Source organism: Acinetobacter sp. TG2027, assembly GCF_000302435.1.
GTDB lineage: Bacteria > Pseudomonadota > Gammaproteobacteria > Pseudomonadales > Moraxellaceae > Acinetobacter > Acinetobacter pittii.
Genome location: NZ_AMJN01000024.1, coordinates 48020 through 73905 on the forward strand (window position 1 = coordinate 48020; position 25886 = coordinate 73905).

A 25886-nucleotide genomic window follows, 5' to 3' on the forward strand; every position below is an offset into this window, starting at 1 on the left:
ATATTGTGACGAAATTGTAGACAAAAGAGAAATTGATTATGACGGATGCAACTGCTGGCAAGATCCCTCACGTTCTGGTCATTATGGATGGTGTTGGACACCGTGAAGCGATTGAAGATAATGCTTTTCTTGCAGCAAAAACACCAAATTTGGCGGCAATGAAAGCCAAGCATCCGAATAGTCTAATTTCTGGTTCAGGTGAAGATGTTGGATTGCCTGATGGGCAAATGGGGAACTCTGAAGTTGGCCATATGAATCTTGGCGCTGGCCGTGTGTTATATCAAGACTTTACCCGTATTACTAAAGATATCCGTACTGGTGACTTCTTTAAACATGAAGTGTTGATCGACGCTGTTGAAAAAGCCAAAGCTGCTGGCGGTGCTGTCCATATCATGGGGCTACTTTCAGAAGGTGGCGTCCATTCACATGAAGACCATATTGTGGCGATGTGTGAGCTTGCATTAAAACGCGGTGCAAAAGTTTATTTACATGCTTTCCTCGATGGCCGTGATACACCTCCACGTAGTGCTCAGCCATCTTTAGAAAAATTAGATGCATTATTTGCTCAATATCCAGGTCAAGGCCGTATCGCAACCATGATTGGTCGCTACTTTGCAATGGACCGCGACAATCGTTGGGATCGCGTTGAACAAGCTTATCGCTTATTAACTGAAGGCGAGGCACTTCGTACTGCACAAACAGCAGTGGAAGGATTAGAGTTAGCTTATGCAGCCAATGAAAATGATGAGTTTGTAAAAGCGACTCGTATTGGTGATGTTGCTAAAGTCCAAGACGGTGATAGCGTTGTATTTATGAATTTCCGTGCTGACCGAGCTCGTGAAATTACTCGCGCATTTGTAGAGAAAGATTTTGCTGGCTTTGAGCGTAAAGTTGTACCAAATCTTTCTAAATTTGTGATGTTAACGCGTTATCAGGCAAGCATTGATGCACCAGTTGCATATATGCCAGAAGACCTTAAAAATTCATTGGGTGAGTATTTATCTTCTTTAGGTAAAACCCAGTTACGTATTGCTGAAACTGAAAAGTATGCACATGTAACATTCTTCTTTAGTGGTGGTCGTGAAGATGAATATCCGGGTGAAAAACGTATTTTAATTCCATCTCCAAACGTTGCGACATATGACCTTAAGCCAGAAATGAGTGCTTATGAAGTCACTGATGAGTTGGTTAAGGCAATTAATTCAGGTGAATACGACTTATTGGTTGTGAACTATGCAAATGGTGATATGGTCGGTCATACAGGTGTATTTGATGCTGCGGTTAAAGCAGTTGAAGCGGTTGATACTTGTTTAGGTCGTGTCTATGAGGCAGTTATGGCGAAAAAAGGCCATATGCTCATTACTGCTGACCATGGTAACGTTGAACAAATGCAAGACTACGAAAGTGGGCAAGTGCATACTCAACATACAACTGAGCTTGTGCCGTTTATCTATGTTGGCCCAACACAAGCAACAATTGCAGAAGGTGGTGTGCTTGCAGACGTAGCACCGACAATTCTCAATTTAATGAAGATTCCTGTTCCTGCTGAAATGCAAGGACGTAATCTGATTACACTATCTGCATAAGTTAAAGGTGATTGGATGCTGCAACACATTAAATATAAAAAACTTATTGTAAGTATGTTACTGTGTTGCAGCCAATTTGCCTTTGCAGCGCCAGTTGTAAAAGAAAAAATGTCACCTTTGCATTCGGATTCGGAAGAACCGGAACATAGCTATGCAGAGGTGCCGATCGAGTCGATTCAACAGTTTGTGCAAATCTATGGAATCGTTCGAGATAATTACGTTGATGTGAAGTCCGATGATGCCTTATTTCAGCAAGCCATAAAAGGGTTAGTGAGCGGGTTAGATCGTTATTCGCGTTATTTGTCGGCAGAAGAATATCGTCAACTGATTCAATACACAGAGGGTGACCTTGCATCAGTTGATTTTGCATTAAGCCCTGAATCACATGCTCATAAATGGATGATTCGTGATCTTAAAACCGGTTCTGATTCCTATAAATTAGGTTTGAGAAATGGTCAGACGATTCTCAAAATTGATAACCAAGATTTAAAAAATTTAAACCAAGATCAGGTATTTGGCCTACTTTACGGTTCTATAGGAAGTACACTTCAAGTACAAGCAGAAGAGCTAAACGGAAATATCAACTTAGTTCGTAATAAAAAAATAGAAACCGATATAGAACCTGTAATGCTACATAATCAGGTGCTTGTACTCAAAATTAGAGTGTTCCAACAAGACACTGCTAATGAAATTAAAAGATTAATTGAAGAAAATAGCTCCCCACGTTTAAAGGCTGTTTTAATCGATTTGCGAAACAATCCGGGTGGGTTGTTATCGGCAGCAGTTGAATCAGCAGATTTATTTTTAAATAACGGAATTATTGTTTCGACCAAAAGCCGTTCGGAAGGTAACCAGCAGTTTCAGGCTTTGCCCGGTAATGAATTTCAGAATATAAAACTGGGTATATTAATTAATCACCGCTCTGCATCGGCGGCAGAAGTTTTTACTGCGGCCATGAAAGAACACCAGCGTGCTTGGGTGATGGGTGAAAAAAGTTATGGAAAAGGTGTAGTGCAAAAGCTATTTCCTTTGCCAAGTGGGGCGGCTCTACAAATGACGGTCTCACATTACTACACGCCAAATGGCAATATGATTGAAGGACAGGGTATTCAGCCTAATCAGACCTATCCATTGCCTGCAGAAATGAAAGAAGATGTATATTTAGAGCGCGTTGCAGATTTATTTCTAAAGAGGAAGTAACTTTTATACTTCCTCTCCCATTTCGGTATCTAAGCCAAATTTTTTGAGTCGATAGCGTAAAGAACGGAATGTCATTCCTAGCTTTTTAGCTGCCAAAGTTCGATTCCAATGCGTCATATTTAGCGCATTCAGTAAAATATCTTTTTCGATATTTTCTAAGTAGCGTTCTAAACCTTCCATTGGAAATTTTGGGTGTGCCTGAACAGTCGGTGTTTGATTTAGTTGTTTCGTTACGATTTGCGGGCTCACGCTACTCCCTCTAAGAGGAGGTGCTAAGTGTGTTAAATCAATGGACTCATCATCACTTAAAGTAATAGCTCGCTCAATCATATTTCTTAATTCACGAACATTACCTGGGAAGTCTTGCTGCAATAAGTAAGTTTCAGCGCTCGCCGTTAATTGCTTGCTTGAAATGCCCCATTCCGTACAAACCTTTTGAATAAAATGATTGGCCAATAGCAAAATATCTCCACCACGGTCACGCAGTGGCGGCAGCATAATATCCATAACATGAATACGGAAAAATAAGTCCTGACGGAATTTACCTTGTTGAACTAATAAATCTAAGTCTTGGTGACTCGCACTGATTACTCGAAAATCAACATCAATTTCCTGATCTGAACCTACAGGGCGAATCTTTTTCTCTTGTACTGCCCGAAGCAATTTAACTTGCATACTTAAAGGCAATTCGGCAATTTCATCTAAAAATAAACTGCCGCCGTGTGCCGATAAAATAAGACCTTGTTTGTCTTGGGTTGCTCCAGTAAAACTGCCTTTTTTATGCCCGAAAAGTTCACTTTCCATGAGCTCAGTTGGGATTGCTCCACAGTTAATTGCAATAAATGGTCCTTCACTGCGGTTGCTTAAGCGGTGAATTAGATTAGCAACAACTTCTTTACCCGTACCAGATTCGCCTGTAACAAATACAGGAGCTTGGGAGCGGGCTATTTTTTTAATAGCTGTCCGTAAGTTTTGTATAGGTGGTGAACGCCCAATTAATAAGTCATTCTCTAGAGTTGTTTCACCAAATTCATGCTCTGGTTTTGGCTGATTGAGCGCTTTTTTTAATAGCTGATCTAAATGAATCTGGTTAATCGGTTTGCTGACAAAATCAAAAGCTCCCGCTTTTAATGCTGCAATTGCAATATCCATATTGCCGTATGCAGTTAAGACTGCAATGGGTGTGTGTGGGTAAGTTTGAGAAACATGTTGGACCAATTCTAAACCACTACCGTCAGGTAGATTTAAATCGGTCAAGCACGCATCGTAATGAAACTGAGTAAAGAGCTGTTTGGCCTGTTCAACCCGATAAGCAAGATGTGTCTTAATCCCCATCCGTGCAAGAGTCATTTGCATTAACAGGCACAAATCTTCTTCATCGTCTACAAGCAAAACGAGTGGTTGCTGTTCTGCCATTTCCCCAAAAACCTAATAAAAAATCAATATATTATTGGGCATTCTATTCTGAAGCATGCCCCTTGTTTTTGCTCTACATAAGTGAGCTTTGCATGGTTTGCCTCACAAAAACTATGAGACAAATATAATCCTAAACCAGTTCCATTAATTTCGGTACTAAAAAATGGTTTAAATAATTGAGATATATCACGTTTTGAAACCCCTTCACCGTAATCGATCACATCAATATAAATTTTATTTGTTTGTGAATGGATATTGATCAGAACATAGGGCGAATCGGGAGCATTGTGCCGTAAAGCATTCCTAACAAGGTTAATTAACACTTGTCTGAGTTGCTTTTCATCGAATAAGAGTTTTAAAGATGAATCGGAAATTTTAAGCTGTATCGAACCTTTAACATCAAATAAATCTTCATCTAATAACGTTTTTAAGAAGTCATTTAATTCAATCTGGATGGGATACGTTCTTTCACTGCGGGCAAGTCCTAACGTATCTTGAACAATACTATCAATGCGTTTCGTTTGCCTGCCAATCATATTGCGCAAAGTGTTTTGCTGTTCTGAATCACTATCTTTGAGCAATTCATTTGCTTGAACAATGGCTGCAAGAGGGTTACGGATCTCATGTGCAATACTTGCTGAGAGTTGTCCCAAAGCGGCAAGTTTGAGTTGTTGAGCTTGCTGATTAATCTGCTGCGCATCTTGTAAGATGAGTAGTGTTAATGCTTGCTGTGGCACCAAAAGATGTTGCACTTTAATATTAATAGAATAAGCCGACAGTCGGGACTCAAAAATAAATCGATCACCTTCCTTTAGGTTATCAAACTTAAGAATTTCAAATAAGTCAGCATGCCATTTTGCTAAGGGATATTTTTCACTGGCAAATTGAGGTGGAATTCCTAAAAGAGAGCAGGCGGCTGGATTACTTAAAACAATGTCGTAGTTTTCATCTAGGACTAAATAACCCTCTTCAATTTGTTCCAAGATATAGCGGTTAATATTTTGTAGTTGATAGAGTTCTATTGATTGATGGAAAGTTAGCGCTTCAAGTAATTTAAAGCGCTGGACCGCAATTTGTCCGATTCCATGTACTACAAAAAATAAGAATGCCAATAAGGCGCTATTACCAATCGTATTTAAATTATTGTAGTCAAATAAACTGCCAACGAAGCGTTGGTAAATAACCGCAATGACTGCAAGTAATGTAATGAGCAACGACATTCTTGCGCTAAGTAAAATGGCCGAAGTAAATATGGCAATCACATAGAGCAAGCTGAGTTGAAGATTGGGTTCACCTACAGAAAATGTAAGTAAACTCAGACAGATAATATCAACTACAAAAAATAAAATGAGCTGCCTGGTTGCCTGAGTGGCAATAAACTTAAAACATAAAAGTTGAAGAAGGCTTAAGAGCGAATAGCCGAGTAGTGTGTAAGAATATAGAGCGGGTTGTTGTAGACTATTGTCGATTTGAGCATCGGTTAAAACCAAAATAATATTCAGGCTAACCGCAATAATAAGGCGATATAAACCATACCACGTGCCCAAACGAAATATCGTATGGGACAAGGATGAGTTTACGGGAAATTGCATGTAAGTCTGATTAAGGCTTGATCAGACCGTAACGAATCGCGAGATGAGTTAGTTTAACATCACTATCAATGGCTAGCTTTTCAAAAATACGGTAGCGGTAAGTATTCACTGTTTTAACACTTACAAAAAGTTTGTCTGCAATTTCTTGAGCGCTAATACAATTTACAACCATCATTGCAACTTGCATTTCTCGTTCAGAGAGAGAATCAAAAGGTGATTGCTGCGTATCGGATAAATAAGAACTTGCTAATTGCTCAGCAATATCGGCACTAAAGTATTTGCCGCCTTGCATCACTTTATTGATAGCCCGAACCATTTCGGTAATTGGAGCACCTTTGGTGATGTAACCTTTAGCTCCTGCTTTAAGCAAAAGAGAAGGGTAAGGTTCTTCTGCTAAGCCACTGACTGCAATCACTTTTGTATCTGGTGCGGTTTGCAGTAAACGACGTGTTGTTTCTACGCCGCCGATGCCAGGCATATTGACATCAAGTAGCACAACTTGAGGATGTTTCTGACGAACAATAGCAATTGCTTCTTCACCCGATTCGGCTTGTCCAATGACCTCTACATCGGCATGATCTTCTAACATACGGCAGATACCTGTACGTACAAGTTCATGGTCATCCACAACTAAAACTGTAATCAAGAAGACCTCCTTTCTTTCAAAAAACAAGTTTTTTGTTACATAAAGCAAAATTAGCTTGCAATGGAATGACAAAATTAGCAATCCTATTCTTATATAGTGAGCGAATAGTTGTGCACAATTGTGTCGGTAAAAGCGTTATACCTTATACCTCAAATGTAAGGCATAATTATAGTAAGCGCAAATGTGTATCACCCTGAGTCGAGTATTGTGCCGTGAAAAATTCTAAAAAGTCTTTAATGCATGTGCTAAGCATGTCTATTTTGCTTAGTTTGAGTTCAACAAGCTTTGCAGAACTCGTCAATAACCCGTCCTCAGGGAATAGTGGTACTGCAAGCTTAAATTGGTCTTCAGCTGATGCTAGCCAATTTTTAAATGATGAAGATGACGAACCTACTCCGCAAGGTTCAACATCGGTAACCACAACTTTGCGTGGTGGTAGCGCACCTAAAATTGTAGCATCTGCACCGAAGATTGCTCCAATCCGTGATACGTCTGGTTACAATGCCCAGCCGAGTGTAAGTGCTCGAGCTGCACTTGTGATGGACGCGCAAACTGGTGAAGTGCTCTACAGTAAAAATACTAACGCTTCTGTGCCAATTGCATCTATTACAAAGGTGATGACAGCGGTTGTAACGGCAGATGCCCGTTTAAACATGTCAGAAGAGATTACACTTGAGCAAATTGATTTTGCTGGCGCAGGTGGTAAAAACTCAAGTTCAACCTTACGTGTTGGTGACAAGATGAACCGTGCAGAAGTTCTTCTGTTCGCTCTAATGAAGTCAGAAAACCCAGCAGCAGCAGCTTTAGCACGTACTTATCCGGGTGGGCGTCCTGCATTCGTAGCTGCAATGAATGCTAAAGCTCGTGCCTTGGGTATGAGTTCGACTCACTATTATGAGTCAACTGGTTTAGATCCGCGTAATGTGTCTTCAGCACGTGACTTAGGAATTTTGGTAAGTACGGCTTCTCAATATGGCTTGATTCGTCAATTCTCAACCACACCGACTTATGATTTTAACTTGGGTTATCGCGTGTTGAAATCTAACAATACCAATGCTCTAGTGCGTAATGGTGGCTGGAATATCAACTTGTCTAAAACTGGGTATATTAATGAAGCAGGTCGCTGTGTTGTAATGCACACGACTGTAAATTCACGTCCGGCAGTCATTGTATTACTGGGTGAACCAAGTACACAGGCACGTAATAATGATGCAACTAACTTATTGGGTTGGTTAAGTAATTTACCAAAACGTATTTAATTTCAATATTCTAAAAACGCTTTTATCAAGAAGCGTTTTTTTATGGTTATAAAAAAGACATAAAAAACGGCTGTATTAAACAGCCGTTTTTTGAAAATCAGATCTTACATATTAGATAAAATCGAATCTTTTACTTGGTCCATTGTTGCATCAATTGACAACATCACTGCATCAGCACATTGTTTGATTGCAGTGTCAGGATCTTTCAAGCCATTACCAGTTACTGTACATACAATGACAGAACCTTCAGCAATTTTACCCGCTTTAATATCACGGATCGCACCACCGATAGAAGCTGCAGACGCTGGCTCAACAAATACGCCTTCATACATAGAAAGTAAGCGTTGAGCTTCTAAAATTTCGCTGTCTTGAAGTTCATCAAACCAGCCTTTAGAGTCACGTACTACAGCTTTTGCATGGTTCCAGCTTTGTGGATTACCAATACGGATTGCAGTTGCAACAGTTTCAGGGCTTTCAACTGGAGCGCCACGTAAGAATGGAGCTGCGCCAGAAGCTTGGTAACCCACCATAGTCGGTAAACCTTCTGGTTTTGGACCAGTGAATTGATCAGTCGCAGCATCATAAATCACTTGTTCAAACTGATCAGCAGGCTGGTTTGCTACAGCTTCGGTATAACCCATCCAGTGAGCGGTGATGTTGCCTGCGTTACCTACAGGTAAGCAGTGGTAATCAGGTGCACGGCCTAGAGCTTCAACGATTTCATAAGCAATCGTCTTTTGACCTTGCAAACGGTAAGGGTTGATTGAGTTTACAATCGTTACAGGCGCTTGATCAGCGACTTCTTTTACAAGACGCATACCATCATCGAAGTTACCACGAATTTGCATAGTGATCGCACCATACATCATCGCTTGCGCCATTTTACCCATCGCAATCTTGCCTTCTGGAATCAAAACAAATGCTTTGATGCCTGCACGTGCAGCATAGGCAGCAGCAGCAGCAGAAGTGTTACCAGTAGATGCACAGATAATCGCTTTAGAGCCTTCTTCAACCGCTTTGGTTACAGCCATGGTCATACCACGGTCTTTAAATGAACCAGTTGGGTTTAAACCCTCGTATTTCACATAAATTTCAACATCTTTACCAATAATACGTGGAATATTCTCAAGTTTAATGAGTGGGGTGTTGCCTTCACCCAAAGAGATAGCACGAGTAGTTGCCGAAACTGGCAAACGGTCACGATAACGATCTACAAGACCAGTATAACGATTGGCATTAGACATGATGGTGTTCCAATTAGAGGTGAAGCGGGAGAGGGAATCTTTCCCTCAACCTGATTAACTATCGAGCGATTCTAAACGAATTCTTACGATTTCGCCACGAATTGCAGGTAATGCTTGAATTTGTGCAAGAGCATCATCCATTTTAGATTCAACGATTGGATCGGTCAGAATCACGATTGGAATAAGGTCTTTTAAACGAGATTGTTGCATGATTGCATCAATACTAATTCCAGCGCGACTTAAGATGGTCGTCACATCTGCAAGTACGCCAGTTTGGTCTTCTGCATTTAAGCGAATGTAATAACCTGTGGTCATTTCTTCACGGCTTAAAATTGGCACATTTGTTAATGCTTCAAAAGCCAACTGAGGAATTGTTCCTGCGCCATCTTCGGTATAAGAGATGTCACGAACAATATCAATAACGTCGGCAACAACTGCAGAAGCTGTAGGACCTGCGCCTGCACCCGCGCCGTAATAAAGTGTTGGACCTACGGCATTTGCCTGAACTAAAACAGCATTTTTAACGCCGTTTACATTCGCAATAAGTTGTTCATCTGGAATGAGCGTTGGGTGAACACGTAACTCAATACCTTTTTCAGCACGACGTGCAATACCAAGATGTTTAATACGGAAACCAAGATCTTCTGCATATTTCACATCTTGCGCAGTGATTTTGCTGATACCTTCGGTATAAACCTTATCAAACTGAAGAGGAATACCAAACGCACAAGACGCTAAAATTGTAAGTTTGTGCGCAGCATCAATACCTTCAACGTCAAAAGTTGGGTCTGCTTCTGCATAACCGAGTTCTTGAGCTTCTTTTAATACATCATCAAATGCACGACCTTTCTCACGCATTTCAGTCAGAATAAAGTTACCTGTACCATTAATAATGCCAGCCAACCATTCGATATGGTTTGCAGCAAGACCTTCACGGATCACTTTAATAATTGGAATACCGCCAGCAACTGCTGCTTCATAAGCAATTTGCACAGCATTGTCTTCTGCTGCTTTAAATAATTCATTGCCATGTTCAGCGAGTAACGCTTTGTTTGCAGTCACGACTTGTTTGCCGTGTTTGATCGCTTCCATGATAACTTCGTAAGCAGGGTGGATCCCACCCATAACTTCTACAACTACATCAACGTCTGGTTGACGAACGATGTCAAGTAAATCGGCGCTTTGTTTAATCCCTTCCAATTCAAGATCTGGACGAGGGCGGCGTGTTCCAACGTGGGTAATTTGAATTTCTCGACCGGTGCGACGTTTAATTTCAGCGGCATTTTCTTGTAGTAGTTTAAGGGCTCCTCCACCTACGGTTCCTAGACCGAGTATTGCCAGGCGAACTGGTTTCACGTCACACTCCATTCATCATTTAATCATTTAGTTGAAGCTAGATCATAGCTAAAAAAAACGCCAGACTCTAGCGCTTTTAGTGCCTGTTCAATGAATTAGAGTGCGATGTTTGGAAAAGAAGAGTAGATCAGTCTTTAAACAGAGATTGTTTAAATATTAATTGTTGAAAAAACAAAGCGCTGCGATCAGAGCAGCGCTTTTTAAAAGAGATAGATGATTAATCATTCATCAGCTTAAAGGATGTTATTTATCCAGACGTTTAATTAATTCATCCGGTGTTAGGTATCCACCTAAGTACTCGCCATCAACATTATAAATAGCTGGTGTTCCATTTACACCCATGTTTAAACCAAGTTGATATTGTTCACGGACAGGGTTTTTACATTGAGCTGGTGGAATATTAATGCCTTGTACTGCTTGGTTAAAGGCAGCTTTACGATCTGCACTACACCATACAGCTTCCATGGTCGGCATAAATTGTTCACCGCGTGGCCAAGCGATATAGCGTACCTCAATACCTTTTTCATTAATTTCAGGTAAATGCTCATGTAGCTTATGGCAATAAGGGCAACTTGCATCGGTAAACACATAAATCACATGTTTCGCTTTACCTTTTGCAGGGTAGACGATCAAATCTTCATTTTTTAAAGCTGCAAGGTGCTTTTTATTTTCCGATGCTTGGAGGCTATCGCCAATATTATGCAGTTCTTTACCGCCTAAACGAATGACATCACCTTGAATCAGGTATTTGCCATCACTGGTTGTATAAATCGACGTCATTCCTTCGAGATTTACCCAATATAAGTTAGGAACTTCAGTAGGCTTGATATCTAAAATTTTGGCGTTGATGTTTGCATTCTTAAATTGTTTTTGCAAAGTTTCAATTAAACGCTGTTTCGCATTGCGTTCAATGATGGTTGAAGCTTCCCCAGTAGCAGGTGCGGTCGCAGTGAGCGCATCTTCTTTTTGTGGTTTGTTTTCTTTAGAACAAGCACTGAATAACAGGCTAGAAGCCAAAGCACAGGCAAGAAACAGTTGAGATCGGGTAAAAGACATAGATAACCCTTATTTCATCAGTATTTATAGTCAGAAGCTGCTAAGCATAACAAAAAAACTAGTGTGTATTGTTAAAACTTTCTTAACCTTTGTGAACGAAATCAATTGATTGTTGGATGTATTTCAAATAATAAGTTTTAAATTTTTTAACCTCTAGGATGATGTTTTTCATGCAATTGTTGCATTCTTACTTGGGCTACATGCGTGTAAATTTGAGTAGTTGATAAGTCACTATGGCCCAATAACATTTGTACTACGCGTAAATCGGCGCCGTGATTGAGCAGGTGTGTTGCAAAGGCGTGACGTAAGGTGTGAGGTGAGAGTTCAGCTTGAATATTGGCTTGTAAGGCGTAACGCTTAATGGCATACCAGAAGTTCTGACGGCTCATAATTCCGCCGTGTTGAGTTAAAAAGAGATAGTCAGTAGAGCTTTTATAGAGTTGAGGCCGAGCATCCTGCAAGTAGCGTTCTACCCATTCACAAGCAAATTGCCCTAGCGGGACCAAACGCTCTTTATTACCTTTACCCGTAATTCTTAAATAGCCTTGTTTTAAGTTAATAAGTTCTAGGCGCAAGTTCAGTAGTTCTGAAACACGTAAACCACATGCATAAAGGACTTCAAACATTGCCCGATCACGTAAACCCAGTGCTGTATCAATATCAGGAGCCTGAATCAGTGCTTCGACATCTTCTTCTGATAAATCTTTGGGTAAGGCTCTGCCAATTTTTGGAGAATGATGAGTTGCTACAGGATTATCGCTTCGTAATTTCTGTTCACGTAAAAATTTGTAAAACTGGCGTAGGGCAGATAAGCAGCGGGCAATCGAGCGTGGGCTTTTTCCCGCTTTAGTTAACTCAATCAAAACATCAGCGATATCATCACTTGTCCACTCTGGAAGAGCTGATTTTTTATGTAGTTCACTACATTGAATAAGGTCAGATAAATAAGCATTACGTGTATGTGGACTTACCGTCTGAGCAACGAGATAGTCACGAAAACCTTGTAAAAAGCTTAAATGTTCAGGAATTTGAACAGGGCTTGGAATACGCGGTTTTTTATTCAACATACACTAGATCCTCTAAACTTCTGTACTGTAAAAGAAACTTTAAGGTTTGTCGATTAAACTAGAGAAGAAGTGAAATTTAACCTTATTTGGTAATTATTCTCATTTATATGTATACTATTAAAAAAGGTTTAGGATCGGATGCGGTGCGTTTATCAGCTTTAAAAGTGAAGCAAGCGGCGACCATCACCAAAGTGAATCGGATAGAACTAGAGTCCGAGCAGCAAGATTTGGTCGCAATTCGTTTGGAAAGTCTGGGCTTTGTACCGGGCACACGAGTGGAAGTGATTACCAAAGGTATTTTTGGTGGTGATCCGATCTTAATCCAAATTGGCTTTACTCGTTTCGCTTTACGTAAAGCAGAAGCGGAAAAAATTGAAATTCAAGTAGAAGAAGGAGTACCCGCATGAGTGATGCGTTACGTATTGCCCTTGTGGGAAACCCTAACTGTGGTAAAACCTCTCTTTTTAACCATTTAACTGGAACTCGACAAAAAGTTGCAAACTATGCTGGTGTAACGGTCGAGCGTAAGGTTGGTCATTTTCAGTTGCCTTCAGGCCGAGCAGTGCGTGTACTTGATTTACCGGGTACATATAGCCTTAATGCCACCAGTCCTGATGAAGTAATTACCCGTGACGTTTGTTTGGGTAAAATTGCAGAAGAAGGGCAGCAAGATGCCTTTTTATGTGTGGTTGATGCCACTAACTTAAAACTGCATTTAGGACTAGTACTCGAAATGATCGAGTTAGGTCGTCCGATTTTACTTGTACTTAATATGATGGATGAAGCGCGTCGTCGTGGCATCCAAATTAATACTCAAAAGTTGTCTCAACGTTTGGGTGTACCAGTTGTTGAAACAGTTGCCGTCCGTAATGCGGGTATTGAAAATTTATTACATGCCCTTGATCAAGAAAAATACAGTGTGCCACAAACCGAACTAAGTGGTTTAACTGGAACTCATCATCAAAAAATCGATATGATTTTTAAAGATGTAGTTCATTATGTTGATCAGGGAGATAAGCGTACTGATTTTCTAGATCGAATTTTCTTACATCCAGTTTTAGGCCTACTTAGCCTTGCTATCATGATGTTTATTGTGTTCCAAGCAGTGTTTGCATGGGCAGCTCCATTCATGGATGGTATTGAAGGCTTCTTCGGCTGGCTTGGTGAGGTAGTGGGAACTGTGATTACCCAACCACTACTGCATAGTTTGGTTGTTGACGGAATTATTGCAGGCGCGGGTGGCGTAGTTGTGTTCTTGCCACAAATTTTGATCTTGTTCTTCTTTATTTTAGTACTCGAAGAATCAGGCTATTTACCGCGTGCAGCATTCTTGCTTGATAAATTAATGTTCCAAGCTGGCTTAAGCGGACGAGCTTTCATTCCTTTACTTTCGAGCTTTGCTTGTGCAGTACCGGGAATTATGGCAACGCGTAGTATTAGTGACCCTCGTGATCGTTTTACGACCATTATGGTTGCGCCTTTAATGACTTGTTCGGCACGTTTACCCGTCTATGCCTTGCTGATTGCTGCCTTCATTCCAGAGAAAATGGTCTGGGGTATTTTTAACCTGCAAGGTTTAGTGCTTTTTGGTCTGTATATGGCTGGTATTGTGAGTGCGCTTTGTGTTTCATTTTTAATGAAGTTTTTGCAAAAAGATAAGTCACAGCATGCTTTACTGCTAGAGCTACCAAGTTATCGTTTCCCTGATTTAAAAAGTGTGGGAATCGGTTTATTGGATCGTGCAAAGATCTTCTTGAAACGCGTCGGTGGAATCATTTTTGCGCTCTCTATTTTGCTCTGGTTCTTGTGTACTTTCCCGCAGCCACCAGAAGGGGCGACATTACCTGCCATAGATTATAGTTTTGCAGGTATGCTTGGGCATCTTATCCAACCTTTATTTGCTCCAGTTGGTTTTAACTGGCAAATCTGTATCGCTTTAATCCCGGCTATGGCTGCTCGTGAAGTGGTTGTCGCGGCATTAGGTACAGTTTATGCCTTGTCTGCAACAGATGATGATGCTGTGGCACAAGGTTTGTCACATCTGATTAGTGCAGATGGAACAGGTTGGTCTTTGGCAACAGGTTTATCACTTTTAGTGTGGTTCATTTATGCTCCACATTGTTTGGCAACACTGGCAACGGTACGTCGCGAAACAGGTTCATGGAAACATGTTGCAGCTATGACTGCATATCTGTTTGGTTTAGCTTATTTTGCATCGTTTGTTACCTATCAAATTGCTTCCCATTATTGGGGTTAAGGCAAGAAAGGAGGTTGTATATGGTTCAATATCTGATCATTGCGGTTTTAGTGATTTGGAGTGCTGTCGTTGTTTTTAAGAAAGTATTTCCAAAAACAGCAAATTCAGTATTTTCATCACTTTCTGCATTTTGCGAAAAGCAGGGTTGGACAACTTTGGCAAAATGGCTTAAACCAAAAATGACCTTTGGTTGTGCTGGCGGTTGTGGTTGTTCAAGCGAAGATAAACCGACCAATACAGTTCAAGAAGTTAAGCCGATTAAATGGCAATAAATTTAGTATTTCTTGTTTCGTTTAAAAAGCCATCATATTGATGGCTTTTTTACGCACTGACACAAAAAAAGATGAATAAAGTTCAAACTGAAAAAGCATTCAAAACAGCAAAGTGCTAACATTTTTGCCATTCTGTCGATTGATAAATTGTGGGGTAAAAATGTTAATACAACGTGGTGGGTTAAAAGTTGTAGCAGGCTTGGGAATATCAGGCGTTTCTGCTGTAAATTTCCTGCATGAACAAGGCTACCAAGTTGCAGTAACAGATTCTCGTCCCACGCCACCAGGGCATGATCAGATCCCAGCTGGCGTTAAAACCAGTTTCGGTCAACTTGACCAAGAATTATTATTACAAGCAGAAGAAATTATTTTAAGCCCAGGCCTTGCACCGCAATTACCGGAAATTCAGGCAGCTATTGCTAAAGGTATTTCGGTAGTAGGGGATATTCAATTATTACGCCGTGCAACCGATGTGCCTATTGTGGCGATCACTGGTTCTAATGCTAAAAGTACAGTAACGACTTTAATTGGTTTAATGGCTAAAGATGCGGGTAAGAAAGTTGCTGTGGGTGGCAATCTTGGACGCCCAGCTCTAGATTTATTAAAAGATCAACCTGAATTAATTGTACTTGAGCTATCAAGTTTTCAGCTAGAAACCACGTCTCACTTAAATGCTGAAGTTGCTGTGGTTCTCAATATGAGTGAAGACCACTTAGATCGTCACGGCAATATGTTGGGTTACCATCAAGCAAAACACCGTATTTTCCAAGGTGTTAAAAAAGTAGTATTTAACCGTGATGACGCTTTAAGTCGTCCTCTCGTTCCAGATACCACACCAATGCAAAGCTTTGGTTTAAATGCACCAGATTTAAATCAATATGGTGTTTTAAGAGATGGCGATGGCACACTTTGGCTTGCGCGTGGTTTACAGCGTTTAATTAAAAGCTCAGATTTATATATTCAAGGCATGCATAACGTAGCAAATGCTTTGGCTTGTCTCGCATTAGGTGAGGCAATAGGCCTGCCTATGGAATCTATGCTTGAAACCTTAAAACAATTTAAAGGCTTAGAGCATCGCTGTGAATATGTAAAGACTGTGCATGATGTACGTTATTACAATGATTCCAAAGGCACCAACGTTGGCGCTACGCTTGCAGCGATTGATGGTTTAGGCGCTGCAATTGAGGTTAAAAAAGGTAAGGTTGCCTTGATTTTAGGTGGGCAAGGTAAAGGTCAGGATTTTGGCCCATTACGTTCTTCTATCGAAAAATATGCCAAAGTTGTGGTATTGATTGGTGAGGATGCTCCGGTGATTGAACAAGCCATTCAAGGTGCAACCAAAATTTTACATGCAGCAACGCTTAAAGAAGCTGTAGAGCTGTCTCAACGTGAAACACAGGCTGAAGATGTGGTGTTGTTATCACCAGCATGTGCAAGTTTTGATATGTTTAAAAGTTATAATGACCGTGGTCAGCAGTTTGTTGCCTGCGTCAATTCGTTGGTTTAAAGAAAACATGATTAGGAATGTAGTATGGCAGGCTTAGCTCAGACCACAATCCAGAAAATCAATCATTGGTATGAACGGATATTGCCTAAATGGCCAGCGGAAGTGACGCCACGTAATGTCCTGATTTTCTGTGTCGTTGCATTGTTGTGTATCGGTTCAGTGATGGTGGCGTCCGCTTCGATGCCCTATGCTGAATATATGCATGAAAACCCGTTTCACTATGTGATTCGTCATGGTATTTCGATTGTCGCTGCGGGTGTAGTGGCTTATTTGACCTATCGAATATCACTGAATACGTGGTTTAAAAATACCTTCCCGCTGTGGTTATTAACCATGGTTCTGTTGCTTGCTGCTTTGGTGGTGGGTTCGGAAGTCAACGGTTCTACACGTTGGATTAAGATCGGTGGCTTTACATTGCAGCCAACCGAGGTTGCCAAAGTCATGATGGCAATCTTTACCGCAGACTACGTTGTGCGCCGAGCCAAAGAGGTTCGTACTCATTGGAAAGGTTTATTGCGTTTAAGTGGGGTTATGGCAATCACGGTCGGTTTAATTATTGCTGAGCCTGACTTAGGGGCAACCGTCGTTATTGTCATGATGATGGTTGGTGTGTTCTTTTTAGCGGGCGCGCCGCCAACCCAGTTCTTAATCATGCTTGGTGCGATTGTCACGGGTATCGTGTTTTTGATCTTATTTGAACCATACCGTTTCCAGCGTTTGATTTCGTTTACTGACCCATGGGCAGATCCATTAGGGGTAGGTTATCAGTTATCAAATGCATTAATGGCTTTTGGCCGTGGTGAATGGTTTGGTACAGGCTTAGGGCATAGTGTACAAAAACTATCTTATTTACCTGAAGCGCATACTGACTTTATGTTGGCAGTGCTAGGTGAAGAGTTTGGCTTTGTGGGTATTTCTATTGTTATTGGCTTGTCTTTCTTGATGCTGGCATGTTGTATCAAAATTGGTCACCGTGCCTTGAAACATCATTACCTTCGCGCAGGCTATTTAGCTTACGGCATTAGTATTATTTTCTTGCTCCAGATTTTAGTAAATGCGGGCATGAATATGGGTTTAATGCCGACGAAAGGTTTGACTTTGCCATTCATTAGTTATGGTGGTACGTCTTTAATGATGTGTGCTGCGATGATTAGCTTAATCTTAAAGATTGATGCATCAACACAAGAAGTCAACCCAGAACGAGAAGAGTCAAACTTCTAATTGAGTACTTAGAAGTTTAAAAAGCCCGATTTGATATCGGGCTTTTTTATTATTTATAGATATGTTCCGCTGAGCTCTTGCCCATGGGGAATCAAATCAACATTCCACTGTGCTACAGCTTGTTTGAGCATCAGTCTAGGTTGATCTAAATCAATGTTGGGTTGTCCCAAGGCCAGTATCGCTTTTTGAAGTAATTCAGGCGCTTTTGATAAATCGAGTGCTTGAGCTAGATTTTGTTTAGAGAGCTTTTGTCCTTGGTCATTCATGGCAAGGGGAAGGTGCATATAGCTTAGTTGAGGATAAGCTAGAAGCTGGCTTAACCAGATCTGACGTTCAGTGTTATCTAATAAGTCTGCACCTCGAACGACATGGGTAATACCTTGTAGATAATCATCCACGACGACCGCAAGTTGATAGTTAATAATTCCATCACGGCGCTTAAGAACAAAATCTCCAAGATCGTGTTGTAGATTGGAGCAATGTACTCCTTGCAATCGGTCATCAAAACAGATCTGCTGATCTTGAACTTTTACCCGAATCGCTTGACCTTGAAAATCAAGATTGAGATCGCGGCAAGTACCTGCATAGATTGCATTTGAACCAAGCATTTTGCGGGTACATTGACATGCATAGATAAGACCTTCTTTTTTGAGTTGGTCTAATACGCTTTCATAAATGTCTAAACGATTTTTTTGAAAGATGATCTCTGCATCAGGTTCGAACTGGAAGGCTTCAAGTGATGTGAGAATATGCTCTTCACTGCCGGGATAAATACGAGGGATATCTGTATCTTCGACACGAACGAGCCATTTGCCTTGATGGGCTTTTGCATCGCAATAGCTGGCAACAGCAGTAATGAGTGATCCAAAATGCAAAGGGCCGGTTGGCGATGGCGCAAACCGACCTGAGTATGAGCAGCGATTAAGCGGAACATTGTTCCGCCGCTGCGCAAGAGAAAAGCTATGCTTTTCTGGCAGGCGATTTAACTGCTGCACAACAGCCGAGTTGTGCTCGGCTGGAGAATTATCAACAGTCACAATTAACCGTTATTTTGCTTCTCTTTGATTTCTGCCAAAGTTTTGCAATCAATACATAACGTTGCAGTTGGACGTGCTTCTAAACGACGTAAGCCGATTTCAATACCACAAGTTTCACAGAAACCGTAGTCTTCATTCTTAATAGCTTCCATAGATTGTTCGATTTTACGAATTAACTTACGTTCACGGTCACGTGTACGTAATTCAATTGCAAATTCTTCTTCTTGGGTAGCACGGTCGTTTACATCTGGCAGTGCAGTTGATTCGTCTTGCATCGTATTTAAAGTACGATCAACTTCAGACATTAATTCAGCTTTCCATGCTTGCAGAATTTGTCGGAAATGCTCGAGCTGTCCTTCAGACATGTACTCTTCATTTTTCTTAGGTTGATAAGGTGCAATACCAAATAAACTTGCAGTTGTGCCTATGTCAGAAGTTTTAGGTTTCACTTTACGTGCACGTTTTGCAGAAGCTTTGTCACCTTCCACTACAACTTCTGTATGTTCATCCAAAACTTGGTTGTGGTTGTCATTCGCCATAATAGGGCATTCCTCATCATACACGTATTATCTATACGCAAAAAATATGGTGATATGCAAGTGTTTTTATAGAAAACCATCGATGGGATTTTCCCATCGGGTCGTCATCATATAGATTTTTCCTGCAAGATGATAGTCATTCCGACCCGTAAATATTTTCAAAACGTGTTTACCCCAGTCATAATTATATATAAGCATATAAGAAATAGGGCTAATAGCCTGAAATATCAGTGTTTATATGCCCTTGAAAATTTTCAAGACGGAAGACTTCGGTTTCAAAACTACCATCTTTTTTTAGACGAATGTAACGATAGCCGGGAGCATTTTGATCGAGTGCAAAATCATTGCTAAAGGGTTTAAACTGCACACTTGTCGAAGGTGTAGAGAAAAATTCGATCCCTTGCCAAGTGTTTATTGAGTCCTGATGAACATGCCCGCAGACTAAAGCTTTTACATTTTTAAATGGAGCCAAGGTAGTAAGCAGGGCATTAGAATTTTGTAACTTGTGATGATCAATCCATTTTGACTTCATGGCAAAAGGGTGATGATGACAAGCTAGCAAAATCGGGTTATCTGCATACTCTTCAAGTAAAGTCGTTAAGTTCTCTAGCTGTTCTGCTGATAGATGCCCATCAATATGACCTTTTACCGCACTATTTAATAAAACAACCCGCCAGTTCCCTAAGCAAATAACTACAGGTTCCTGATGATTCTCTTTATGCAATGGGAAATGGTCAACATTGTCATGATTACCTAAGGTCTGAAAAAAGGGGAGACCAAGCGTTTGCATATATTGAATATAACGGTTATAGGTAATAGGCGTTGGTGCCTGAGCTAGGTCCCCAGTATGGATAATTGCATCAATTTCAGGATGTTTATTAAGTATCTGTTGAATAATGGCATGAAAGCTTTCTTCAGGATTCATACCCACAAATTCTAAGTGCGGATACTCCAATAGGTGGGTATCGGTAATTTGTATAATGACATGGTCTTTTTGTGAAAGTGTTGAGACTTGAAAAGTCACCGTCCTACCTCTTCGGGTTTATTATCGTTTTGCTGTGTTGGGCCAGCCATTGTAATGCCATAATGACAGGAGCATTTCTTAAACGTCCGCTGTCGAGTAGAGTCTGGATTTCACTATAATTAAATAAGTGTAATTGAATATTTTCCCCCTCATCATCTACACCAAATATACCCCCTTCAGCGGGTAATTCAGTTTCAGCAACATAGAGATGAAATAACTCTGAGCAAGCACCGGCTGACGGGTAAAAGCTAAATAGATGCTCTAAATTTTGAACTTCGCAACCTGATTCTTCAAGGCTCTCTCGTCGAATACAACTTTCTGGTGATTCATCACCATCTAACACACCTGCAATTATTTCTAGCTGCCATGGGGAATGATAGTCATCTAAAGCCCCAACACGAAACTGTTCAATCAGTGCAAACTGTTGTTTTTGATCGTTGTAGAGTAGTACACCAGCTGCTTCAGGCCGATGAACGAGTTCACGCTGCAATACATGAGTATATTCAGATTGATTAAATAGACGATGTCGAAGGCTGACTTTTTCAACTTGAATAAAACCACGGAATAGAGATTCACGTGATGTTACTTCGACATCTTTAGATGTATAACTTGGACGTTCAACAATACTCATGATTCGGTCAGGACGAAATCTATTTATTTCATCCTAACCGAGAATCAGGGCTAGGCAAGTGTTTTTTTTGAATATTTACACTTTATGATACAGTTTTTGACCTTGCTCCTGATAAACCTCTTTCATCGCTTTGAGGCCTTCTTCAACCTCCGAATCGTTATTGGTGAGGTTGTTGGCATAGTCGCGTACATTCTGAGTGATTTTCATTGAACAGAATTTTGGACCACACATTGAGCAGAAGTGTGCAGATTTATGAGCCTCTTTTGGTAAGGTTTCATCGTGCATACTACGTGCTGTATCAGGGTCCAAACTTAAGTTGAACTGATCATCCCAACGGAACTCAAAACGTGCTTTTGATAAGGCATTATCACGTACCTGTGCACCTGGATGTCCTTTCGCAAGATCGGCGGCATGTGCTGCAAGCTTGTAGGTAATAATCCCGTCTTTAACATCTTTTTTGTTTGGTAGACCCAAATGCTCTTTCGGTGTGACATAGCAAAGCATTGCTGTGCCGTACCAGCCAATCATGGCTGCACCAATTGCAGAGGTAATGTGGTCATACCCCGGAGCGATATCTGTTGTTAATGGCCCAAGTGTATAGAATGGCGCTTCTTTACACACTTCTAGCTGAAGGTCCATGTTTTCTTTAATCATGTGCATTGGTACGTGACCAGGGCCTTCAATCATGACTTGAACATCATGTTCCCATGCACGGTGAGTCAGTTCACCTAATGTTTTTAGTTCGCTGAACTGTGCTTCGTCATTTGCATCTTGGATACAGCCCGGACGTAAGCCATCACCTAAGCTAAATGAAACGTCATAAGCTTTCATGATTTCACAGATTTCATCGAAATGAGTGTATAAGAAGTTTTCTTCATGATGCGCTAGACACCACTGCGCCATGATTGAACCACCACGCGACACAATACCTGTTAAACGGTTTGCTGTAAGTGGCACATAGCGAAGTAATACACCTGCGTGAATAGTGAAGTAGTCAACACCTTGTTCAGCTTGTTCAATTAGTGTGTCTTTGAAGATTTCCCAAGTCAGGTCCTCTGCAACACCATCAACTTTTTCAAGCGCTTGATAAATAGGTACGGTCCCGATTGGAACAGGTGAGTTACGAATAATCCATTCACGTGTTTCATGAATGTTTTTACCTGTCGACAAATCCATAATGGTGTCGGCACCCCAACGGGTTGCCCAAGTCATTTTTGCAACTTCTTCATCAATTGAAGAACCAAGCGCTGAGTTACCAATGTTGGCATTAATTTTAACCAAGAAATTACGACCAATAATCATTGGCTCAAGTTCTGGATGGTTAATGTTGGCAGGAATGATCGCACGACCTTCAGCAACTTCTTGACGAACAAATTCAGGTGTAATTTCTTTTAAATTCTTTGCACCGAAATTTTGTCCAGCATGTTGACGCATATCAACACCTTCACGCTGGCGCTGATTCTCACGAATTGCAATATATTCCATTTCAGGTGTGATAATACCTTGCTTGGCATAGTGCATTTGAGTGACATTTTTGCCAGCTTTAGCGCGGCGTGGGTTTTGAATATGAGCAAAACGAATGTCAGCGGTGCGAATGTCTTTTAAACGTTCCTGACCAAATTTTGAGGTCAAGCCAGAAAGTACATCAGTATCGTTACGTTCTTCAATCCAGTTTTGGCGAACTGAAGGTAAACCTTTGTCTAAATCAATTTGAACATTTGGGTCGGTATAAACACCTGAAGTGTCATATACCATAACAGGAGGGTTATGTTCACCACCAAGGCCAGTTGGGGTGTCGGTTAAAGAAATTTCCCGCATTGGAACCTGAATGTCAGGGCGAGAGCCTTCAATATAAACTTTTTTAGAAGCGGGTAAGATGCGAGTTAAATCTTTTGCATCTTGTTCATGTTGTGCTGAAATTTCAGCAGAAGAAAGATTCGTTAACTGGTTCATCACATGATCCTTATGAATAACATCAACGAATCAAGCACGACCAAAAACGATGGCGGATTTATCTTTATGAGATAAATTTAAGGCTGTAAGTTTTCAGATGGCTTGATTCCTACGCAGGTCTTAACCTGATCAGGTTCAACGGTACTTGTGATCAAATTTGTGTTGCGACAACACAGAATTTACACAATCTCAGCGAGCTATTACTCGCGCTCCGTCAAGCGATTTAAAGACTAACATGTTTTAGGTTGGCTGGCATTGTCAATTTGTATCTATACAAACCGCATCCATATGGCAGTCACGATAGACTTCCGTGTTCCATGGCGAATCAAATTTTAATAGCTGCTCAAGCTGTTCATGAGTCATCTGATAATTTGATTTTTTATCACCATTTTTATCAGTTAAATCTATTTTAAATTGCTTATTGCGCTCATCGATAGGCGTAGCAATAAATTTAAGAAACAGTTGAGCGGGTTTCGCTAGACTCGACTGATTTTGTGTAGACAAAAACCGAATTTGTTGAAGAGCATCTTTATCAAACCACGTATTCGGCGCATATTCATCTGACACGGGCGTATTGTCTAAGCCAAAGAAAATAAAATAACGATATTCATTAAATAGTAATTTGGCATCATTAATAAAGTGGCTCTTTGGATATTTTTGAATAAATTTTTCCCAAAACAATGCGCGTTCAGTGAGCTCTTTCCATGAAATAGCCAAAGCACCATCGTTATAAAAAATATTTTGATTGTCTTTCGCCATACGCGTTAAAAACTCTTTTTGGTCAACGGGTAAGGCTTTAGAAAAAACGTCAACTAAATAGCTTGGCTGGCGTCGATAGGTAAACATGCCTTCGCCTTGATAAAGCAGGTCAATGTAGGCTTGCCCTTCATGTTGAAGTAAATATTGATCACGTGGGCTCAGTTGGGCGAAGAGCTTTTTCTTACTTTGAATAACCTTTTTAAGGTCTTGTTTCTGTTCTAAAACGGCATAACCAAATGCTTCAAAAGCTCTACCTGTTTTTTCAGTGTAGTCTTGTTTTAGAAAACGTTGATACATGGCAGTTGATGCATCAATCAGCTTAAGCTGCTCATGATTTTTTAAAGAAGGAACACAGGTTTTAAGCTTTTCATTAATTTGATTTAAGTCTTCTATTTTGCTGTTTTGATTAATCGTGTGCATAGCTACCATAATTTGTAAGCAGCTACTGTCTTGTTTTTGAGTGGCCTTTTGCTCAGTTGGTTTTTGCTCTTTAGATACAGCCTGATCTTGCTCTGATGTTTTATTACATCCAGCTAAAAGTAGTGCGCTGCACATACTCATCATTAGAACTTTTTTCATCATTTTACTTTTATAGAAATTAATATTGCTCAAATTATAACGCTTAAAAAGATTGCATCATTGTTAGAAATCTTTATTATTGGGTAGGTCGGTCTACTTAAATTAAAACTATGAATGATAAAACAGCAAGACAGAAAATTCTCGATGCAGCGGCAACCTTATTTTATAACGATGGCATTACGGCAACAGGAATCAATTCAGTTACGGCTAAAGCCGATGTCGCTAAGATGTCGCTTTATAATAATTTTTCTTCAAAAGGCGATCTTGTTGATGCCTATATTGCTGCACGCCATCAAGAGTGGCTCGATCTCTATCAAAAGCGTTTAGCAAAAACAAACACAGCTAAAGAAGCCATTTTGGCTGTGTTTGATGCCTATCAGGACCATGCAGAATTTGCCTACGAAAAAGGGTTTCGAGGCTGTGGGTTATTGAATGCTGCCGCAGAGTTTCCAGCGAATAGTGCAGGCCGTAGTTCTGTAAGGCAGCATAAAGAAGAAGTGGAAGGTATTGTTGCTGAGCATTTAAAAAAATTAATACCAGACTCACAGCGCGTTAACTATGTGGCCACGCAGCTTTCTTTTCTTTTAGAGGGTTCTATGGCACGAGCAGGCTTAGAAGGAAACAGTCGTCAACTTCTATTAGCAAAACAAATGGCAGAAGATATTTTAAATAGAGAATGCCTACATGATTAGCCTCATTAAAAATAGTAGCTATGGGGGCACAATTGCGATTTTGGTTGCTTCTGTTTTGTGGGGAACAACAGGTACGGCGGCAGCATTTGCACCGACACTTGGCCCACTCGCTATTGGTGCCGTAGCGATGGGCGGTGGAGGACTTTTACAAGCTTTGGTTGCATCACGAGCAATACGCGAAAACCGTCAGTTTATAAGGGAAAATCTTTCAATACTGCTTTTAGGGGTAGCGGCGGTTGGTATTTATCCTTTAGCTTTTTATTCCTCAATGCATTATGCGGGCATTACGATTGGCACCGTGGTTTCAATTGGTACCGCTCCATTAATAGCAGCAATTTTAGAGCGATTTTTTGACCGCAAAGCTTTATCGGCTATCTGGTTTCTAAGTTTTGTGTGCGGTGTGCTTGGTGTAAGTATGTTATCGATGGGGGAAAGTCATGCGATCCAAGAGAGTACAAATCAATGGAATAAATTCTTCGGTATTTTTCTTGGGCTTGTCGCAGCTACAACTTATTCACTTTATTCATGGGCCGCAAAAAGATTAATAGATCGGGGTGTTGCCTCTAAAGCTGCAATGGGTATGATTATGGGCGGTGGAGCGATTATTTTACTGCCTACTTTGTTGATTACAGGTGGAGGGTTACTACAAAGCTCAACTAATCTACTTGTGGCTGGTTATATGATGCTGATTCCTATGTTTTTGGGTTATTTGCTTTTTGGATTTGGTCTAAAAACAGTAAATGCCAGCAAAGCGACCACCCTAACTTTATTTGAACCTTTAGTGGCTGCGATTTTTGCGATTGTTTTGGTTGGCGAGCATGTTTCATGGGTAGGTTGGATAGGCATGTTTTTGATTTTTATTTGTATTTTAATATTGTCAAAAACTAAGAACGCTTAAAAAACTAAAACTTTTAATGGCTTGAGTTTGATTTGAATTTTTCTTAGTCTTAAAGGCAAGTTTTATCGTTGATTTGAACAATGAAAATAAAATTA

General features: G+C 40.5%; 23 protein-coding genes and 1 riboswitch. Of the genes, 10 read left to right on the forward strand and 13 right to left on the reverse strand.

Features of this window, described 5'->3' with window-relative positions; translation table 11 throughout:
- The first annotated feature begins 38 nt into the window (after window positions 1–38).
- Both gpmI and B806_RS0105945 read left to right on the forward strand, forming a co-directional pair.
- Window positions 39–1586 carry a 2,3-bisphosphoglycerate-independent phosphoglycerate mutase gene (gene gpmI, locus B806_RS0105940; RefSeq protein ID WP_017385866.1) on the forward strand — a complete coding sequence of 516 codons (1548 nt, stop codon included), beginning with the start codon at window positions 39–41 and terminating at the stop codon, window positions 1584–1586.
- Window positions 1587–1601: 15 nt separating this feature from the next.
- Window positions 1602–2786 carry a S41 family peptidase gene (locus B806_RS0105945; protein ID WP_014208171.1) on the forward strand — a complete coding sequence of 395 codons (1185 nt, stop codon included), beginning with the start codon at window positions 1602–1604 and terminating at the stop codon, window positions 2784–2786.
- A gap of 3 nt (window positions 2787–2789) precedes the next feature.
- Here the strand turns inward: B806_RS0105945 and B806_RS0105950 are convergent, their stop codons facing one another.
- From B806_RS0105950 to B806_RS0105960, 3 genes are read right to left on the reverse strand one after another with little or no spacing between them, the layout of a single operon-like run.
- The gene (locus tag B806_RS0105950; protein ID WP_017385867.1) at window positions 2790–4202 is read right to left on the reverse strand and encodes a sigma-54 dependent transcriptional regulator; all 1413 of its coding nucleotides are present in this window, start codon (window positions 4200–4202) and stop codon (window positions 2790–2792) included.
- 23 nt (window positions 4203–4225) lie between these two features.
- Entirely contained in the window at window positions 4226–5794 is a 1569-nt protein-coding gene (locus tag B806_RS0105955; protein ID WP_017385868.1) for a PAS domain-containing sensor histidine kinase, read from the reverse strand.
- Between the two features lie 10 nt (window positions 5795–5804).
- Window positions 5805–6440 carry a response regulator gene (locus B806_RS0105960; protein WP_002121174.1) on the reverse strand — a complete coding sequence of 212 codons (636 nt, stop codon included), beginning with the start codon at window positions 6438–6440 and terminating at the stop codon, window positions 5805–5807.
- A gap of 212 nt (window positions 6441–6652) precedes the next feature.
- On the opposite strand from B806_RS0105960, the gene pbpG reads away from it, so the two are divergent.
- On the forward strand, window positions 6653–7699 hold the full coding sequence (gene pbpG / locus B806_RS0105965; protein WP_005065720.1) for a D-alanyl-D-alanine endopeptidase PBP7/8: 1047 nt from the start codon (window positions 6653–6655) through the stop codon (window positions 7697–7699).
- A gap of 104 nt (window positions 7700–7803) precedes the next feature.
- Here the strand turns inward: pbpG and thrC are convergent, their stop codons facing one another.
- The 4 genes from thrC to xerD form a co-directional block, all read right to left on the reverse strand.
- Window positions 7804–8943: a threonine synthase gene (gene thrC, locus B806_RS0105970; RefSeq protein ID WP_002048893.1), complete on the reverse strand. Its 1140-nt coding sequence runs from the start codon at window positions 8941–8943 to the stop codon at window positions 7804–7806.
- A gap of 54 nt (window positions 8944–8997) precedes the next feature.
- On the reverse strand, window positions 8998–10299 hold the full coding sequence (locus B806_RS0105975; RefSeq protein ID WP_002121263.1) for a homoserine dehydrogenase: 1302 nt from the start codon (window positions 10297–10299) through the stop codon (window positions 8998–9000).
- A gap of 243 nt (window positions 10300–10542) precedes the next feature.
- Entirely contained in the window at window positions 10543–11355 is an 813-nt protein-coding gene (locus tag B806_RS0105980) for a DsbC family protein (RefSeq protein ID WP_017385869.1), read from the reverse strand.
- A gap of 146 nt (window positions 11356–11501) precedes the next feature.
- Entirely contained in the window at window positions 11502–12422 is a 921-nt protein-coding gene (gene xerD / locus B806_RS0105985; protein ID WP_017385870.1) for a site-specific tyrosine recombinase XerD, read from the reverse strand.
- Between the two features lie 143 nt (window positions 12423–12565).
- Between xerD and B806_RS0105990 the strand changes: the two genes are divergently transcribed.
- The 5 genes from B806_RS0105990 (at window position 12566) to ftsW (ending at window position 17679) form a co-directional block, all read left to right on the forward strand.
- Window positions 12566–12829 (forward strand): FeoA family protein, encoded by a 264-nt coding sequence (locus B806_RS0105990; RefSeq protein WP_002121198.1) that lies wholly within the window; start codon window positions 12566–12568, stop codon window positions 12827–12829.
- Window positions 12826–14679, forward strand: coding sequence for a ferrous iron transporter B (locus tag B806_RS0105995; protein WP_005079453.1), 1854 nt, complete (start codon window positions 12826–12828; stop codon window positions 14677–14679). The genes B806_RS0105990 and B806_RS0105995 overlap by 4 nt, the downstream gene beginning before the upstream one ends.
- Window positions 14680–14699: 20 nt before the next feature.
- Complete coding sequence (locus B806_RS0106000) at window positions 14700–14951, forward strand: DUF6587 family protein (RefSeq protein ID WP_017385871.1); 252 nt, start codon at window positions 14700–14702, stop codon at window positions 14949–14951.
- A 160-nt stretch (window positions 14952–15111) separates the two neighbouring features.
- Window positions 15112–16458: a UDP-N-acetylmuramoyl-L-alanine--D-glutamate ligase gene (gene murD / locus B806_RS0106005; protein ID WP_014208179.1), complete on the forward strand. Its 1347-nt coding sequence runs from the start codon at window positions 15112–15114 to the stop codon at window positions 16456–16458.
- Window positions 16459–16482: 24 nt separating this feature from the next.
- Window positions 16483–17679, forward strand: coding sequence for a putative lipid II flippase FtsW (gene ftsW, locus B806_RS0106010; RefSeq protein ID WP_005079447.1), 1197 nt, complete (start codon window positions 16483–16485; stop codon window positions 17677–17679).
- 53 nt (window positions 17680–17732) lie between these two features.
- On the opposite strand, the gene gluQRS is transcribed toward ftsW, so the two are convergent.
- The 6 genes from gluQRS to B806_RS0106040 form a co-directional block, all read right to left on the reverse strand.
- Window positions 17733–18716 carry a tRNA glutamyl-Q(34) synthetase GluQRS gene (gene gluQRS / locus B806_RS0106015; RefSeq protein ID WP_017385873.1) on the reverse strand — a complete coding sequence of 328 codons (984 nt, stop codon included), beginning with the start codon at window positions 18714–18716 and terminating at the stop codon, window positions 17733–17735.
- A gap of 2 nt (window positions 18717–18718) precedes the next feature.
- Entirely contained in the window at window positions 18719–19255 is a 537-nt protein-coding gene (gene dksA / locus B806_RS0106020) for an RNA polymerase-binding protein DksA (RefSeq protein ID WP_002121205.1), read from the reverse strand.
- A 211-nt stretch (window positions 19256–19466) separates the two neighbouring features.
- Window positions 19467–20279: a 3',5'-cyclic-AMP phosphodiesterase gene (gene cpdA, locus B806_RS0106025; protein ID WP_017385874.1), complete on the reverse strand. Its 813-nt coding sequence runs from the start codon at window positions 20277–20279 to the stop codon at window positions 19467–19469.
- A 4-nt stretch (window positions 20280–20283) separates the two neighbouring features.
- Window positions 20284–20910 (reverse strand): NUDIX domain-containing protein, encoded by a 627-nt coding sequence (locus B806_RS0106030; protein ID WP_025465966.1) that lies wholly within the window; start codon window positions 20908–20910, stop codon window positions 20284–20286.
- A gap of 75 nt (window positions 20911–20985) precedes the next feature.
- Window positions 20986–22863, reverse strand: coding sequence for a phosphomethylpyrimidine synthase ThiC (thiC, locus tag B806_RS0106035; protein WP_002121180.1), 1878 nt, complete (start codon window positions 22861–22863; stop codon window positions 20986–20988).
- Window positions 22864–22952: 89 nt separating this feature from the next.
- Window positions 22953–23087: riboswitch (TPP riboswitch) on the reverse strand.
- A 34-nt stretch (window positions 23088–23121) separates the two neighbouring features.
- Window positions 23122–24204 carry a hypothetical protein gene (locus B806_RS0106040; protein WP_017385875.1) on the reverse strand — a complete coding sequence of 361 codons (1083 nt, stop codon included), beginning with the start codon at window positions 24202–24204 and terminating at the stop codon, window positions 23122–23124.
- A gap of 107 nt (window positions 24205–24311) precedes the next feature.
- On the opposite strand from B806_RS0106040, the gene B806_RS0106045 reads away from it, so the two are divergent.
- Window positions 24312–24893, forward strand: a complete 582-nt coding sequence (locus B806_RS0106045) for a TetR/AcrR family transcriptional regulator (protein WP_005804086.1) — start codon at window positions 24312–24314, stop codon at window positions 24891–24893.
- Window positions 24886–25791 (forward strand): EamA family transporter, encoded by a 906-nt coding sequence (locus tag B806_RS0106050; protein ID WP_017385877.1) that lies wholly within the window; start codon window positions 24886–24888, stop codon window positions 25789–25791. Before B806_RS0106045 ends, B806_RS0106050 begins: the two co-directional genes overlap by 8 nt.
- The last annotated feature ends 95 nt before the right edge of the window (window positions 25792–25886 follow it).